Source organism: Streptomyces sp. NPDC051913 (genome assembly GCF_044593635.1).
GTDB lineage: Bacteria > Actinomycetota > Actinomycetes > Streptomycetales > Streptomycetaceae > Streptomyces.
Window position 1 is genome coordinate 408,693 of sequence record NZ_JBIUCI010000002.1, and the last position, 15,481, is coordinate 424,173.

At 73.4% G+C, this 15,481-nt stretch carries 11 protein-coding genes; 7 read left to right on the top strand and 4 right to left on the bottom strand.

The annotated features are described in order from the left end of the window. The first annotated feature begins 224 nt into the window (after positions 1 to 224). Positions 225 to 1,352, top strand: a complete 1,128-nt coding sequence (locus ACIHIX_RS07100; protein ID WP_399950945.1) for a M24 family metallopeptidase — start codon at positions 225 to 227, stop codon at positions 1,350 to 1,352. Positions 1,353 to 1,395: 43 nt separating this feature from the next. Further along, positions 1,396 to 2,334: an aminoglycoside phosphotransferase family protein gene (locus tag ACIHIX_RS07105; RefSeq protein WP_399950948.1), complete on the top strand. Its 939-nt coding sequence runs from the start codon at positions 1,396 to 1,398 to the stop codon at positions 2,332 to 2,334. Between the two features lie 31 nt (positions 2,335 to 2,365). Here ACIHIX_RS07105 and treZ read toward each other — a convergent pair whose 3' ends face one another. Beyond that, the gene (gene treZ, locus ACIHIX_RS07110) at positions 2,366 to 4,111 is read right to left on the bottom strand and encodes a malto-oligosyltrehalose trehalohydrolase (protein ID WP_399950951.1); all 1,746 of its coding nucleotides are present in this window, start codon (positions 4,109 to 4,111) and stop codon (positions 2,366 to 2,368) included. Between the two features lie 132 nt (positions 4,112 to 4,243). Between treZ and ACIHIX_RS07115 the strand changes: the two genes are divergently transcribed. The 3 genes from ACIHIX_RS07115 (at position 4,244) to ACIHIX_RS07125 (ending at position 6,748) form a co-directional block, all read left to right on the top strand. Continuing rightward, positions 4,244 to 4,795 carry an FHA domain-containing protein gene (locus ACIHIX_RS07115; RefSeq protein ID WP_399950954.1) on the top strand — a complete coding sequence of 184 codons (552 nt, stop codon included), beginning with the start codon at positions 4,244 to 4,246 and terminating at the stop codon, positions 4,793 to 4,795. Between the two features lie 178 nt (positions 4,796 to 4,973). Continuing rightward, positions 4,974 to 6,332 (top strand): M14 family zinc carboxypeptidase, encoded by a 1,359-nt coding sequence (locus tag ACIHIX_RS07120; RefSeq protein WP_399951940.1) that lies wholly within the window; start codon positions 4,974 to 4,976, stop codon positions 6,330 to 6,332. Continuing rightward, positions 6,329 to 6,748 carry an SSI family serine proteinase inhibitor gene (locus tag ACIHIX_RS07125; protein WP_399950956.1) on the top strand — a complete coding sequence of 140 codons (420 nt, stop codon included), beginning with the start codon at positions 6,329 to 6,331 and terminating at the stop codon, positions 6,746 to 6,748. The genes ACIHIX_RS07120 and ACIHIX_RS07125 overlap by 4 nt, the downstream gene beginning before the upstream one ends. A 64-nt stretch (positions 6,749 to 6,812) precedes the next feature. Here ACIHIX_RS07125 and ACIHIX_RS07130 read toward each other — a convergent pair whose 3' ends face one another. After that, positions 6,813 to 8,063, bottom strand: a complete 1,251-nt coding sequence (locus ACIHIX_RS07130; RefSeq protein WP_399950959.1) for a M14 family zinc carboxypeptidase — start codon at positions 8,061 to 8,063, stop codon at positions 6,813 to 6,815. A 554-nt stretch (positions 8,064 to 8,617) separates the two neighbouring features. After that, positions 8,618 to 10,966 (bottom strand): malto-oligosyltrehalose synthase, encoded by a 2,349-nt coding sequence (treY, locus tag ACIHIX_RS07135; protein ID WP_399950962.1) that lies wholly within the window; start codon positions 10,964 to 10,966, stop codon positions 8,618 to 8,620. Positions 10,967 to 11,047: 81 nt separating this feature from the next. Here treY and ACIHIX_RS07140 point away from each other — a divergent pair, with 81 nt between their 5' ends. Then, a complete protein-coding gene (locus ACIHIX_RS07140) occupies positions 11,048 to 12,292 on the top strand; it encodes an MFS transporter (RefSeq protein WP_399950965.1) in 1,245 nt (414 codons plus the stop codon). Here ACIHIX_RS07140 and glgX read toward each other — a convergent pair. After that, the gene (gene glgX / locus ACIHIX_RS07145; protein ID WP_399950967.1) at positions 12,289 to 14,409 is read right to left on the bottom strand and encodes a glycogen debranching protein GlgX; all 2,121 of its coding nucleotides are present in this window, start codon (positions 14,407 to 14,409) and stop codon (positions 12,289 to 12,291) included. The genes ACIHIX_RS07140 and glgX overlap by 4 nt on opposite strands. 181 nt (positions 14,410 to 14,590) lie before the next feature. On the opposite strand from glgX, the gene ACIHIX_RS07150 reads away from it, so the two are divergent. Then, positions 14,591 to 15,403 (top strand): Tat pathway signal sequence domain protein, encoded by an 813-nt coding sequence (locus tag ACIHIX_RS07150; RefSeq protein WP_399950970.1) that lies wholly within the window; start codon positions 14,591 to 14,593, stop codon positions 15,401 to 15,403. Positions 15,404 to 15,481 lie beyond the last annotated feature (78 nt).

The window sequence follows — 15,481 nt, forward strand, 5'->3', positions numbered from 1 at the left end:
TGAGCAATGCGTGACCGTTAACACATAGCCGTTAGGTGGCGGCCTCACGCGGACCGAGCACCGTGCTGAGGCCGGATACGTGCCGTCCTGTCCCGCGCCGGGGTGCGCCGGCGGCTGGAGCAGGTCTCCGGCGGGGGATGTGAACCGGCTCGCGCCGCCCCCGCCGACCGGGCAGGATGCTGCCCGTAGTCCCTGTTGTCCTCTGTCCGCCCAGGGAGGCCCGGATGACCGGCAGCACGCCCGCGCCCTTCACCGCCGACGACTACCGGGCCCGCATGGAGCGCGCCGCCCGGGCCGCCGCCGACGCCGGACTCGCCGGACTGCTCGTGGCCCCCGGCCCCGACCTCGTCTGGCTCACCGGCTACAGCCCCACCGCGATCACCGAACGGCTCACCCTGCTGGTCCTCGCCCCCGGCCAGGACCCCGTCCTCGTCGTCCCCACCCTGGAGGCCCCCGACGCCGCCCACGCGGCCGGCGCGCCCGCGCTGACCCTGCGCGACTGGACCGACGGCAAGGACCCCTACGCCGCCACCGCCGCCCTGCTCGACTCCGGTGGCCGGTTCGGCATCAGCGACAACGCCTGGGCGATGCATCTGCTCGGCCTCCAGAAGACCCTGCCGAACACCTCCTACGCCGCGCTCACCGACGCCCTGCCGATGCTCCGGGCCGTCAAGGACGCGGCCGAACTGGAGCTCCTGGCAGCCGCGGGCGCGGCTGCCGACGCAACGTTCGAGGAGATCCGGAAGGTTCCCTTCGGCGGTCGCCGCGAGTCCGAGGTCGGCGCCGACCTCGCCGACCTGCTGCGCCGGTTCGGGCACTCCCAGGTCGACTTCACCATCGTCGCCTCGGGCCCCAACGGCGCCAACCCGCACCACGAGGTCGGCAACCGGGTCATCGAACGCGGCGACATGGTCGTCCTCGACTTCGGCGGCCTCAAGGACGGCTACGGCTCCGACACCTCCCGCACCGTCCACGTGGGCGAGCCCACCGACGAGGAGCGGCGGGTGCACGACCTCGTCCGCGAGGCCCAGGAGGCGGGCTTCCGGGCCGTACGCCCCGGGGTCGCCTGCCAGGAGGTCGACCGGGCCGCCCGCAAGGTCATCACCGACGCAGGCTACGGCGAGTACTTCATCCACCGCACCGGCCACGGCATCGGCGTCACCACGCACGAACCGCCGTACATGATCGAGGGCGAGGAGCAGCCCCTCGTGCCCGGCATGTGCTTCTCCGTGGAGCCCGGCGTCTATCTGCCCGGCCGTTTCGGCGTCCGCATCGAGGACATCGTCACGGTCACCGAGGACGGCGGCCGCCGCCTCAACGACACCAGCCGCGAGATGGTCATGGTGGACTGAGCAGCCTTCAGGAGCCCCGACCCCGAGTGACAACGGCGCGACCATGACCCAGGCACCGACACCCACCGCGGACACCGTCCGCCGGCTGGTCCGTTCCCTCCTGAAGGACGCCTCCGACGCGCCCGGGCCCGACGTCCGGCCGGTCGCCGAGAGCGCCGAGCCCGCCACCTGGTGGGTCGGCGACCGCCATGTGCTGCGCCTGGCCGCCGACCGCGAGGCCGCCGTGCGCCAGCGCCGCGAACTGCGCCTGCGCGACGTGGTCCGCGCCCATGTCCCGGTCGCCGTCCCGACCGGGGTCGCCCACGGCGAGTGGGCACCGGGCCTGACGTACACGCTCGACAGCAAGCTGCCCGGCGGCTCGGCGCGCGAGCACGACGTGTCCGCCGTCGGCGAGGCCGACCTGGCCGCGCTGCTCACCGGCCTGCGCGAGGTGCCCGCCCGGCAGGCCGAGACCCTCGGCGTCCCGCGCACCGCCCCGCGCTCCCTGGAGGCGCTGCGCCGCGGTGCCGAACGCGCCGCCGAACTCCTCGCCACCGCCGACGAGTTCGACCCCGTACGCCTGCACCAGCTGACCCAGCCGGCCGCGGTCCAACTCGCCGCGCAGCCCGGCACCGCCGTCCTCGTCCACCACGGCCTCACCGGCGACCACCTCGTCGTCAGCGCCGACGGACGGGTGCGCGGCGTGCTCGGCTGGGCCGACGCGGTCCTCGGCGACCCCGCGGAGGACATCGCCGGGCTCGCGCTCACCGTCGGCGCGCCCGCCGCCGTGCGCGCCGCCACCCTCGCGGGCTACGGCGCCCGCCCCTGTCTGCGCGGACTGTGGCTCGCCCGCTGCGACGCCGTCATCGGCCTCGCCGCCCGCCTCCAGGGCCGCGACGCCACGCCGCTGCCCGAACTGCGCCTGCGGCTCAAGCACGCCTGGGAGGCGATCCTGCTGGAACGGGTGACGGAACTGCGGGAGGGCGAGGGGGAGGGACTCTGAGGGCGTTCGGGTCACCAGGGAGCCGAAGCGCTCACTCCTGGAGCAGCACCACGCACGACTGTCCGGGCAGCTCCAGCACGCCGTCCGCCCCCGGCGCCGCCACCGGCTCCCAGGCCGCCAGCACACGCGCCTGACGGGGCCCCAGCGGGATCGCGGCGGTCTCCTTGGCCAGGTTCACCGCCACCCGTACGTCACCGCGCCGGAAGGCCAGCCAGCGCCGCTGCTCGTCATAGGCCACCTTGGTGTCGGCGAGGTCCGGGTCGGTGAGATCGGGCTGTTGGTGGCGCAGCGCGATGAGCAGGCGGTACCAGGCGAGCACACGCGCGTGGGGTTCGTCCTGCGGCTCGGACCAGTCCAGGCAGGAGCGCTCGCGGGTCGCCGGGTCCTGCGGGTCGGGCACGTCCTCCTCGGCCCAGCCGTGCGCCGCGAACTCCCGCCGCCTGCCCCGCCGTACGGCCTCGGCCAGCTCCGGGTCGGTGTGGTCGGTGAAGAACTGCCAGGGCGTCCCGGCCGCCCACTCCTCGCCCATGAACAGCATCGGCGTGAAGGGCGCGGTGAGCGTCAGGGCGGCGGCACAGGCCAGCAGGCCGGGGGAGAGGGCGGCCGAAAGCCGGTCGCCCTGGGCGCGGTTGCCGACCTGGTCGTGGGTCTGGCTGTAGCCGAGCAGCCGGTGCGCGGCGACGCGGTTGCGGTCCAGCGGGCGTCCGTGGTGCCGCCCGCGGAAGCTGGAGTAGGTCCCGTCGTGGAAGTATCCGTCGGCGAGTGTCTTGGCGAGAGCCGCGAGGGGGGCCTTGCCGAAGTCGGCGTAGTAGCCCTGGGACTCGCCGGTCAGCGCGGTGTGCAGACAGTGGTGGAAGTCGTCGTTCCACTGGGCGTGCAGTCCGAGGCCGCCCTGCGCGCGGGGCGTGACCAGCCGTGGGTCGTTCAGATCGGACTCGGCGATCAGGAACAGCGGCCGGCCGGTCTCGGCGGCGAGGGCGTCCACCGCCGTCGACAGCTCCTCCAGGAAGTGACACGCGCGCGTGTCCGCCAGCGCGTGCACCGCGTCCAGGCGCAGCCCGTCCAGCCGGTAGTCCCGCAGCCATGCCAGCGCACTGCCCGTCAGATAGGCGCGCACCTCGTCGGAGCCCGGAGCGTCCAGGTTCACCGCGGAACCCCACGGTGTGTGGTGGGTGTCGGTGAAGTACGGGCCGAACGCGGGCAGGTAGTTGCCCGACGGGCCCAGGTGGTTGTGCACGACGTCCAGGACGACGCCGAGCCCGAGTTCGTGCGCCCGGTCCACGAACCGCTTCAGCGCCTCGGGCCCGCCGTACGGCTCGTGCACGGCCCACAGCGACACGCCCTCGTAACCCCAGCCGTGCCGCCCCGGGAAGGGGCACAGCGGCATCAACTCGACGTGGGTGACGCCCAGTTCCACCAGGTGTTCAAGACGGCCCGCCGCCGCGTCCAGGGTGCCCTCGCGCGTGTACGTGCCCACGTGCAGCTCGTACAGGACCGCGCCCGGCAGGGGGCGCCCCGCCCACTCCGTACGCCACACGTGACGTCCCTGGTCGACGACCGCGCTGAGCCCGTCCGGGCCGTCCGGCTGGCGGCGCGAGCGCGGGTCCGGCAGCACGGGGCCGTCGTCGAGCGCGAAGCCGTAGCGGCTGCCGTCCGCCGCCTCGGCCTCGCCGCGCCACCACCCCGCGCGTTCGGGATCGCGCTCCAACGCGCGCGTGGCGCCGTCGCACTGGAGCGTCACACGGTCTGCCTGCGGTGCCCACACCTCGAACTGCACGGACGGTTCCCCTTCGTCTGCTCACCGTGATGTAGCCCGTCCATGGTGCTTCAAACGCGATCAGTTCGCGCGCGTGGCGGCCGTTCTCGCGTTTTCTGGACACCCGGCGTCCACTGCCCGACAATCACGAGCGTGACGTCGTCCTTCGAGTTCAACACGTACCCCGCGCGGCTCTCCGACGCGGAGCGCGACAAGGCGCTGAAGGTGCTCCGCGACGGCGTCGCCATGGGACGGCTGTCGCACGACACGTTCATCCGGCGGATGGAACTGGCGCTCTCCGCCCGCCGCTCGGACGAACTCGCCGCGCTCACCGCGGACCTGCCCTCGGAGAGCCGCCTCTCCCGTGTGGTCTTCGGCTCCGTCGAGGCGGTCTCCGGCTTCACCCAGCGGCTGCGCCGCGCCTGGCAGGCCGAGCGGCTGCCCAAGCTGCTGCTGCCCCACCCCGGCGGCGGTCACCCGCTGCGCATCGGCCGCGACCCCGCCAACGGCCTTCGCCTGAGCCACGAGACGGTCTCGCGCGTGCACGCCGAACTGAGCCGCCAGGGCGGCATGTGGGTGCTGCGCGACCTCGGCTCCACCAACGGCACGACGGTGAACGGGCGGCGCGTCATCGGGGCGGCCGTCGTCCGCGAGGGCGACCAGGTCGGCTTCGGGCGCATGTGGTTCCGGCTCGCCGCCGACTGAGGCGAACACGGGGCCTCCGATTGAGGCGAACCTTAGCTCTGGCCTGGGATTTGCTCGCTGTAGAACGTCCAATTCCCTTTGCCTTCGGCGGTGTTGACGTACCCCCCAAGTCGTGACTGACTGTACGTCCATCATGCACACCAGGTGAACCGACGGCACCACATCGTGGAGGTGTGCCCTGTCGCCCCTCCTCCGCTACCCGTCCGTCGACGAACTCGCCGCCCGTGCCGTCGCACTCGTCGCCCGCCATCCGCGCGACGCCAGGCTCCGCCCCGTCGGCACCTCCCGCGCGGGCACGCCCCTGTGGCTGCTCTCCGTCGGCCACGGCGCCCGGCAGGCCCTCGTCGTCGCCGGCCCGCACGCCAACGAACCCGTGGGCGGTGCCACCGTCCTGCACCTCGCCGAGAGCGCCCTCGCCGACCCCACGCTCACCGAGGCCGCCGACGCCACCTGGAACCTGCTGCTCTGCCTCGACCCCGACGGACTGCGCCGCAACGAGGGCTGGCTGCACGGCCCGTACACCCTCGGCCGCTACTTCCGGCGGTTCTTCCGGCCCGGCTTCCTGGAACAGCCCGAGTGGCTGCCCGACGGCGCCGCCGCGGTCACCCTGCCCGAGACCCGCGCCCTGCTCGACCTCCAGGACGAGCTGCGGCCCTTCCTCCAGTGCTCCCTGCACGGTGTCGACGTCGGCGGCGGCTTCGTCGAGCTCACCCACGACCTGCCAGGACTCGCCGGGCGCCTCGCCCGTATCGCCGGCCGGCTCGGCATCCCGCGCGAGCTCGGCCCGTACGACACCCTGTACTGGCCCGGCCTCGGCCCCGCCGTCTACCGCATCCCGCCCCCGCGCCGCGGCGACCTGGCCGCGGCCATCACCGAGGCCGCCGTCGAGTCCACCTGGTTCCACCCCTACCGGCACGGCACCGTCACCGCGGTCGTCGAGGCCCCCATGTGGGGCGTGGCCGCCGTCGAGGACGGCACCCCGCCCGTCGACGCGGACACCGTCCTGCGCCTCGTCAGCCGCACGCTGCGGCACGACACGGGGCTCCTGGAGCGCCTCCTCGCCCGCATCCGCCCGCACCTCGCCGCCGTACCGGACGCGGAACGGCTGCTCGCCCCCGTGGACGACCATTTACTGGTCTGCCCCGGTCTCGCGGACGCCTGGGACCCCGATGTCGCCGGCGTCGACGGCGGCCACCCGCTGCCGCCGCTGAGCACCGCCCACCTGGCCACCCTGCGCATCTCCGGCCGGCGCCTCGCGCTGCGCACGGCGGGACTGCTGCACCAGCTCGTCACCGCCGCGGGCGCCGACCCGGCCGACGTGCTGCCCGAACTGGACCGGCTCATCGACGAGTGGTGCGCCGACTATCTCGACGGCTGCGGGGCACGCTGGATCCCCGTCGCCCGCCAGGTGGAGTACCAGGCGCGTGTGGTGCAGGCCGCGTTCGAACTGGCGGCCGGGCGGCACGCGCGCGTGGGCTCTCGTTCGAGTGAGTCGGGGTGGGGTTCCCAGACGGCCGTGCCGATGCATCTGGAATGAAGAACCGCACCGCATCGAAGGCGGCCCGGGGCGCTCTGCTCGCCGCGACCGCCCTCCTCGTCACCGGCACGTCCCCCGCCCAGGCGACCGCGCAGGACGCCCGCGCCGGGAACTGGCTCTACCTCACGGTCACCAAGGGCGACGCCCGCTCCAGCGACACCCGCGGCACCCTCCTGCTGTGCGACCCGCCCCAGGGGCACGGACACGCCGCCGAGGCCTGCGCGGACCTGGCGGCCGTCGACGGCGACATCACGGCCCTCCCGCCGAAGGACGGCTACTGCCCGATGGTCTACGCCCCGGTGACCGCACACGCGCGCGGGGAGTGGAACGGACGGCCCGTCGAGTACGCCGAGACCTTCTCCAACGGATGTGTGATGGCCGGACGCACCGGACCGGTGTTCGCGCTCGACAGCTGACCCCGCGCCCGGGATCGGTGGTCGCGCTGGGCGACCGCCCCCGATCGAGGAGACGAGGCGGCGCTCACGCGACCCGGTCGCGCGCGTGCAGCGCCGCCGCCACCACCGTGCGGGACTGGTGCTCGATCTGGTGCTCCAACGGCACCCAGCGGGCCCGGAACCGCTCCGCGAACGCCTCGCTCCAGGTCGACACGAGCCGCTCAAGGCGCGGCGCCGCACGGTCGTCGTGCTCCGCGAGCACCCGCAGCAGCATCGACGCCGCCCGCAGCGGCAGCCGCCGCGCGAACGCGTCCACACTGCCCACGTACGCGCGCGTGTTGTCGGCCGGAGCCGTGTGCATCCAGTCCGCGGCCAGCCCCGGCACCAGCTCCAGCCCCCACTTCGCGGCCCGCAGCAGCGGCCCGTCGACGCCGGGCAGCCGGGGCAGCGCGTCGGTCAGCACCCGCTCCACCTGGAGCGTGTCCTGAAGCAGCCGTCCCGCCAGCCGGCGCAGCGCCACCGCAGGCGCCGGATGCGGCACCGGGTCGTCGACCAGGTCGCTCGCCCACATCGGCACCTCGACGATCGCCGTCAGCCCGCCGTACCGGTGGGCGTGGTACCAGGTGCTGTTGCGGGCGTCGTCCGGCATGCTCGGGTACGCCGCCCCGGCACCCGGCGCGGGCATCACATGCACGCCGGGCCCGGACGCGGGCCAGCCCGCGGCGTCCGAGGCGCCGGTCTCCACCGGGATGTTGAGCTCCGCCGCGGACTTCGCGAACGGCTCGGCGAGCCCCGGTATGTCCTTGGTCAGCTGCACCCAGCTGCCGCCCAGGTCGGTGCCGTGCAGCGTGACCTGGAGGTAGGGGCGCAGCTCGTCGATGACCCCGGTCAGCGCGCGCGTCTCGGGCGGCAGCCGGTCGGGCGGCAGCACCGCGGGCGACCACTCCGGCTGCTCATGCCCCGCGGGCCGGAAGAAGCCGCGATGGTAGTCGAACAGACTGCGCGGCGCCGGCGTCACATGCAGGCTGGCCCCGTCGGGGTCCGCGCACAGCAGGAAGTGCCAGGACGTGTCCACCCGCAACTCCCGCTCCCGGACGACCCGTTCGGCGACGTCGAGGAGGGTGGCGCCGCCGGTGGGTTCGTTGGCGTGGGCACCGGCGACGACGAGCACGGCACGTGCCGCCCGGCCCACGGACAGCAGCAGCAAGGGTCTGCCCGCCCGTGACCGGCCGACCTGCCGCAGGGTGCACAGGGCGGGCCGATGAGCGGCCAACGCCCGTGCCGACGCGACGACTTCGGTCTCTGTGGGGTAGCGCAGCTCCGGCAGGAGACTCACCCCCGAAACATCCGCCCGGCTTCGCAATCCGCAGTACCCCACGGTCTCCGTGGACTGTCAAGGACGCACCGGGGGAGGCGCCCGGGGGCGCCCAGATGCATTGGCCGCCGACAGGAAGGTCCGTGGGGCCCGTGGGAGTGCCGGATCCCGGTGGAGCGGGGTCGCGGGCACCGGCGCTCGACATGACGCGCGTATACGCGCGCGTACCGCGTCGCCGAGCACCGGTACGGACGCCCGCGGCCCAGGAGCGAACCGTGTGCGGTCGCGCGTCACCACGCGCCGGTCGTCCCGCACGGGCCCTGGGAGCACGCGCGGGTGCGCGCCCGATCACCGGGACCGGGCCCGGCGCGCGGGAAACGCGCACGCCCCAGGCCGTGTCTTTCGGATCATCCCGGGGCCGCGGGGCTTGGCACGCCCATCTGCCGGGTTGTCGTCGGTCGCCGACGCTCCGCGTCGACTTCCTCCTCCGCCTTGCAGCTGCACGCACCAAGCCCCGCTCACCGGCACCGGTTCAGCACCGTCGCTCCGAGTCGGGCTGATCCGAAAGACACGCCCTAGCCGACCCTCTCCAACAAGGCCACCGGCGACCCCTCGAAGAGCTCCGCCACGCGCGCGTGCCCCGTGAACTCCCGCTCCGGGGCGAGCACATCGGCCCACCGCCCGGGCGGCAGCGGCAACCGGGTCTCGCCCCAGCCGCCCGCCTCCGCCAGCCGCAGCGACAGCCGGGAGACGGCGGTGACGACCTCCCCGGAGCGGGCGAACGCCAGACAGTGGGCCGCCGCCGCACCCTCGGCGGCCAGCGGCGCGTACGTCGCCGATTCACCGAAGGCGGCGGGCCGCCGGGCCCGCAGCCGCAAGGCCGCCGCGGTCAACGCCCCCTTCTCGCCGGGCTCGTCAGGCGGGAACCGCACGGGACGGCGGTTGTCCGGGTCGACCAGCGCCCGGTACTCGGCCTCCGTGCCCTGGTAGACGTCGGGCACCCCGGGCATCGTCAACTGGACCAGCGCAGTGCCGAGCACGTTCGCCCGCACCGACGGCTCCAGGGCGCTCCGGAAGGCCGCCACGTGCTCGCCCGGCGCCCCGCACGGCCCCGCCGCGACGAACGCCGCCACCGCCTCCTCGTAGGGCGGCTCCTGCTCGGTCCAGCTCGTGTAGAGCCCTGCCTCGCGCACATGCTTCAGCAGAGCCCCCCGCACCCGCTCCACGCTCGCCGGACCCAGTCCGAACACCGTCTGCCAGGCCGCCCACGCCAGCTGCGCGTCCGGAACTCCTTCGCCGGTCCGGGTCACCTCGGCCAGCACGTCGGCCCAGCGCTCCGGGCACTCCGTGAGCACCGCCAGCGCGGCCCGCACGTCCGCGCTGCGTTTGGTGTCGTGGGTCGACACCACGGTCCCGGTCGCCGGCCAGTCCCGCTGCACGCGCGCGCAGTACGTGTGGAACTCCTCCGGGGACACCGCGGGAGCGCCGGGGTTCCCGCCCACCTCGGTCGCCGACAGCAGCGGCACATAGCGGTAGAACGCCGTGTCCTCCACGGACTTGGCGCGCAGCGCCGACGACGTCTGCGCGAACCGGGCCCGGAACTCCGCGTGCTCAGGACCGTCACCCGCCCGCCCGAGCACCAGATCCCGTACGACGTCCACCACGCCGGCCTCCTCCGGGACCACGAACGCCTGCCGGGCCTCCTCGGCGGCCTCCTCGGTCACGACGGACGCGGCGTCGACCGAGGTGTACGGACGGTAGACCTCCAGCCGCACCAGCAGCTCCTGGAGCGCGGTCCGCAGCGCCCAGGGCGCACGGTCACGCAACGCGGGCTCCGGAGACGTGGCGCACAGCCGGACCGCCACCCGCGTGAGTCGCTCGGTCTCGGCGGCCAGCTCGTGCGTGAGCACCTTGTACGCCGCCCGCCGCACCGTCGCCTCCCAGTGCCCGCCCCGATCGGTCTGCGGGGCCGCGAACCGCCGGTACTGGCCGAGGAGTTCCCCGAACCCCGCCGGGTCCGTGAACACCCCGTCCACGTGCCGCAGCGCGTCATAGCCTGTGGTCCCCGCGACGGGCCAGGACGCCGGCAGCGGCTCGCCGTCCGCGAGGATCTTCTCCACGACCGTCCAGCGCCCGCCGGTCGCCTCGTGCAGCCGCAGCAGATACGCGTCCGGGTCGGCGAGACCGTCGGGGTGGTCGACCCGCAGCCCGTCGACCACCCCCTCGTGCAGCAGCTGGAGGATCTTGGCGTGGGTCGCCTCGAACACCTCCGGCTCCTCCACCCGCACCCCGATCAGCTCCGAGATGCTGAAGAAGCGCCGGTAGTTGAGCTCGGTACGGGCCAGCCGCCACCAGGCCAGGCGGTACCACTGCGCGTCGAGCAGCCGCGGCAGCGGCAGGTCCCGGGTGCCCTCGCGGAGCGGGAAGACATGGTCGTAGTAGCGCAGCACGTCACCGTCGACCACCAACTGCTCCAGCTGTGCCCCCAGCGGCCCGCCGAGGACCGGCAGCAGCACCTGCCCGCCCTGTGCCTCCCAGTCGATGTCGAACCAGCGCGCGTACGGGGACTTGGGACCCTCCCGCAGCACCTCCCACAGGGCCCGGTTGTGGCGCGGCGCCATGGCCATGTGGTTCGGCACGATGTCCACCACCAGCCCGAGGCCGTGCTCCCGCGCGGTCCGCGCGAGCGCGCGCAGCCCCTCCTCGCCGCCCAGTTCGCCGCGCACGCGCGCGTGGTCGACCACGTCGTAGCCGTGCGGGGAGCCGGGGACGGCCTCCAGCACGGGGGACAGGTGCAGGTGCGAGACGCCGAGCGAGGCGAGGTACGGTACGGCCGCCGCGGCGGCGTCGAAGGGGAACTCGGGCTGCAGCTGAAGCCGGTAGGTGGCCGTCGGCACCGCCGGGTCGGGTCGCGCAGATGTCATGCAAACCTACGTACCCGCCCCACCGGCTTTCGTGTCATCGCCCCCTGCACGTCCCCACGCACGCGTGGCTAACTTCGAGCGATGACGACCATGGGACGCGCCTACCGCGAGGTCATCGGCCTGACCGGACCCCTGCTGCCGGTGGTGTCCTTCCTGGCCCGACTGCCCACGGCCACCGTCCAGTTCGGCAGCGTCCTGCTCGTCGCCCGCACCAGCGGCTCCCTGGCCGTCGCCGGGCTGACCGGCGGCGCGCTCGCGCTCGGCCAGGTGGCCTGCGGCCCGCTGGTCGGCCGGCTCGCCGACCGGCACGGCCAGCGCACGGTCGTCCTCGCCTTCTCCCTCGGCAACGCCCTTGCCCTCGTCGCCCTCGTGGCCGGCGCGCTCGCCCGGGTGCCCACGCCCGCGCTCGCCCTCCTCGGCGCGGCGACCGGCGCGACCGTCCCGCTGATCGGCCCGCTGGCCCGAGCCCGCCTGGTCGCCCTGGCCCGCCGCGCGCACGCCCCCGACAGCACCGTGTCGACCGCCCTCTCCTTCGAGAGCACCCTCGACGAGATCTCCTTCGTCCTCGGCCCGGCCCTGGTCGGCCTTGCCGCGGTCCTGGCCCACCCCGCGTACGCCCTCGCCGGAGCCGTCCTGCTGGTCGCCGGATGCGGCAGCGCCTTCGCCCTGCACCCGACGGCGACGGGGCGCGCGGTGAAGCCGCACACCGGCCGCACCGCCCGCCCTCGCATGCCGCGTTCCGTGCACGCCCTGCGCGCCGCCCTCGCTCTCCAGGGCGCCATGTTCGGCGCCTGCCAGGCCGGCATCACCGCGCTCACCGAGCGGCTCGGGCAGCCCGACCAGGCGGGGCTCGTCTACGCCGCCATGGGCGTGATGAGCGCCGTCGCGGGCCTGTCCATGGCGGCCGTGCCCGCGCGCGTGGGGCTCGGGACGCGCTGGCGGGTGGCCACCGCGGCCTCCTTCGCGCTCTCCCTGCCGCTGCTGTGGACCGACGGCCTGGGCGCCCTGTACGCGGCTGTCACCGTCCTCGGCGTCGCCTACGCCCCGCATCTCATCACGGTGTTCGGGCTCACCGAGCGCACGGTGCCGCCCCCGCGCCTCGCCGAGTCGATGGCGTCCGCGACCAGCGCCCTGGTCGCCGGCCAGGCCCTCGCGCTGGCCGGCACCGGCCGCCTCGCCGAGACGTACGGCCCTGTCGCGGCCTTCGGTACGGCGAGCCTGGCGGCCGCACTCGCCTGTGCGACCGCACTGACGGCCCGGCCGACGCCGTACGAGCCGGAGAGCTCCACGACAGGCCACGCGCGCGTACCCACCGGCCGGCTTTAGACCGGCCGCTGCAACACCGTCATGCTCCGGTCCACCAGTGTCAGCCGGTCCCCGGCCTGTACCTTCGGGCCCGTATCCGGGGGGATGCCGTCCGCGCGGGCGGTGTCGACCACGACCTGCCACTGGCGGCCGTGATTGACCGGCACCACGAAGTCCAGCGTCTTGTGCGAGGCGTTGAACATCAGCAGGAACGAGTCGTCGCCGATGCGCTCCCCGCGCGGGCCGGGCTCGGAGATCGCGTTGCCGTTGAGGAACACCGAGATCGCCGAGGCCCGCGCCCGGTCCCAGTCCCGCTGCGTCATCTCCTCGCCCTCGGGGGTGAACCAGGCGATGTCGGACAGCTCGTCGTGGGTGCCCTCCACGGGCCGGCCGTGGAAGAAGCGCCGCCTGCGGAAGACCGGATGGTCCCGGCGCAGCCACACCATCGCGCGCGTGAAGGCCAGCAGATCGCCGAAGACCTCGCCGCCCTCCTCCGGCCAGTCCACCCACGCCAGCTCGCTGTCCTGGCAGTAGGCGTTGTTGTTGCCGCGCTGGGTGCGGGCGAACTCGTCGCCGTGACTGAGCATGGGCACGCCCTGGGACAGCATCAGGGTCGCGACGAAGTTGCGCATCTGGCGGGCGCGCAGCTCCAGGACGTGCGGGTCGTCGGTGTCGCCCTCGGCCCCGCAGTTCCAGGACCGGTTGTGGCTCTCGCCGTCCCGGTTCTCCTCGCCGTTGGCCATGTTGTGCTTGTCGTTGTACGCGACGAGGTCGTGCAGCGTGAAACCGTCGTGGCAGGTCACGAAGTTGATGGAGGCCAGCGGGCGGCGTCCGTCGTCCTGGTAGAGGTCCGAGGAGCCGGTCAGCCGGGACGCGAACTCCGCCACCGCGCGCCGCTCACCGCGCCACAGGTCGCGCACGGTGTCGCGGTACTTGCCGTTCCACTCGGTCCACAGCGGCGGGAAGTTGCCCACCTGGTAGCCGCCCTCGCCGACGTCCCACGGCTCGGCGATCAGCTTCACCTGGGAGACCACCGGGTCCTGCTGCACCAGGTCGAAGAACGACGACAGCCGGTCCACCTCGTGGAACTGCCGGGCCAGGGTCGCCGCGAGGTCGAAGCGGAAGCCGTCGACATGCATCTCGGTGACCCAGTACCTGAGCGAGTCCATGATCAGCTGGAGGACGTGCGGGGAGCGCATCAGCAGGGAGTTGCCGGTGCCCGTGGTGTCCATGTAGTAGCGGGGATCGTCGGTGAGGCGGTAGTACGACGGGTTGTCCAGGCCACGGAAGGACAGCGTGGGGCCCAGGTGGTTGCCCTCCGCGGTGTGGTTGTAGACGACGTCGAGGATGACCTCGATCCCGGCCTCGTGCAGCGCCCGGACCGCCGACTTGAACTCCAGGACCTGCTGGCCGCGGTCGCCCCAGGAGGCGTACGCGTTGTGCGGGGCGAAGAAGCCGATCGTGTTGTAGCCCCAGTAGTTGTTCAGCCCCATGTCGACCAGCCGGTGGTCGTTGACGAACTGATGGACCGGCATCAGCTCCAGCGCCGTGACGCCCAGCTCCGTCAGATGTTCCAGGATCGCCGGGTGTGCGAGGGCGGCGTAGGTGCCGCGCAGCTCCTCGGGCAGACCCGGGTGGCGCATGGTCAGGCCCTTCACATGGGCCTCGTAGATCACCGTGTGGTGGTAGTCGGTGCGGGGGCGCCGGTCGTCGCCCCAGTCGAAGTACGGGTTGACCACGACCGAGCTCATGGTGTGCGGGGCGGAGTCCAGGTCGTTGCGTTTCTCGGGTGCGTCGAAGTGGTAGCCGTAGACCTCCTCGCCCCACTTGATCGAACCGCTGATCGCACGCGCGTACGGATCGAGCAGCAGCTTCGCCGAGTTGCAGCGCAGTCCGCGCTCCGGGGCGTACGGGCCGTGCACCCTGAATCCGTACCGCTGTCCCGGCATCACTCCGGGCAGATACGCGTGCCGTACGAACGCGTCGGACTCGCGCAGTTCCACCGCCGTCTCCGAGCCGTCGTCGTGCAGCAGACACAGCTCAACTCGGTTCGCAGCCTCCGTGAAGACCGCGAAGTTCGTGCCGGCGCCGTCGTACGTGGCACCGAGTGGATATGCCTCTCCAGGCCAGACCTGCATGGACACGACTCTTTCAGCTCGTCGCCGCCGCCGGGGCGCCTTGACCACGAGTCTCCCCGAAAGTGATGGAACCTCCTATGACTTACGTCCCTCTTACCGATCGACCACGGCATACCCGGTATGCCGAAAAGTGTGGGGCAGACACGTACTCCCGGGATCGAAGGGGGAGTAGGGGGAAGATGTGCGCAAGATAGTGCACCGCCACCTGGGCAAGGTGGTGGCGGGTGCGGCCATTGCGGTGGCCTCGACCGCCGTCATGGTCGGCGTCACCCTGCCGGGGACGGCGGGCGCCGACGAATCGGGCGGGACCAAGGGCGACGGCAAGACGGCCGCCGCCCAGCAGCTGGGGCAGGACGAGCAGGGCGCGCCCGTCGCGCCGGGCGTCGTCCAAGCGGCCCCGGACGAAGGGGAGAAGGGCAAGGGCAGCGATCCGCTGACCGACGACGAGATCGCGCGGGCCCAGAAGATCGCCGTGAACCGGCAGACGTTCGCCGCGAGCGAGAACGCGGCGGGTGAGCGCGGTCCGCAGCAGCTGACCGTCGACCTCGCCGAAGCGGAGGCCGGCGGCGCGGACACGTCCCGGCGCGCCGACGTGTCGTACTACGACTACCGGGACGACACCCTCGTCACCAAGACCGTCGACCTGGACACCGGCAAGGTCGTGGACTCCACCGAGCAGCAGGGCGTCCAGCCCCCGCTGAGCCGCGCCGAGAGCAGCGAGGCGGCGGCCCTGCTGATCGCCGACCCGCTCGGGGCCGGCCTCAGGGCCGACTACAAGGACGCGATGGGCAAGGAGCTGACCTCTCCGGACCAGCTGCGGCTGAGCGGTGGCGTCTACCGGGCCACGCCGGGCGGCCAGCCCGCCGTACTCGACCAGTGCGGCGAGCACCGCTGCGTGCGGCTGTTCACGAAGGTCACGAACGGGCCGTGGATCGACACCACGTCCCTGGTGATCGACCTGAGCGCCCACAAGGTGGGCGAGCTCAAGCACTGAGCCCGACCACTCAGCCGCCGAGCCGACCGGTCGGCCGCTGAGCCCAACTCCGTCCAGTTTTCGAACTCGCACCTCCTG

What these genes read in the sequence shown, in the direction of transcription:
- glgX (WP_399950967.1), bottom strand. Translation starts at nt 14,409, where the DNA reads ATGCAGGTCTGGCCTGGAGAGGCATATCCACTCGGTGCCACGTACGAC.
- ACIHIX_RS07100 (WP_399950945.1), top strand. Translation starts at nt 225, where the DNA reads ATGACCGGCAGCACGCCCGCGCCCTTCACCGCCGACGACTACCGGGCC.
- treY (WP_399950962.1), bottom strand. Translation starts at nt 10,966, where the DNA reads ATGACATCTGCGCGACCCGACCCGGCGGTGCCGACGGCCACCTACCGG.
- ACIHIX_RS07105 (WP_399950948.1), top strand. Translation starts at nt 1,396, where the DNA reads ATGACCCAGGCACCGACACCCACCGCGGACACCGTCCGCCGGCTGGTC.
- ACIHIX_RS07125 (WP_399950956.1), top strand. Translation starts at nt 6,329, where the DNA reads ATGAAGAACCGCACCGCATCGAAGGCGGCCCGGGGCGCTCTGCTCGCC.
- ACIHIX_RS07140 (WP_399950965.1), top strand. Translation starts at nt 11,048, where the DNA reads ATGACGACCATGGGACGCGCCTACCGCGAGGTCATCGGCCTGACCGGA.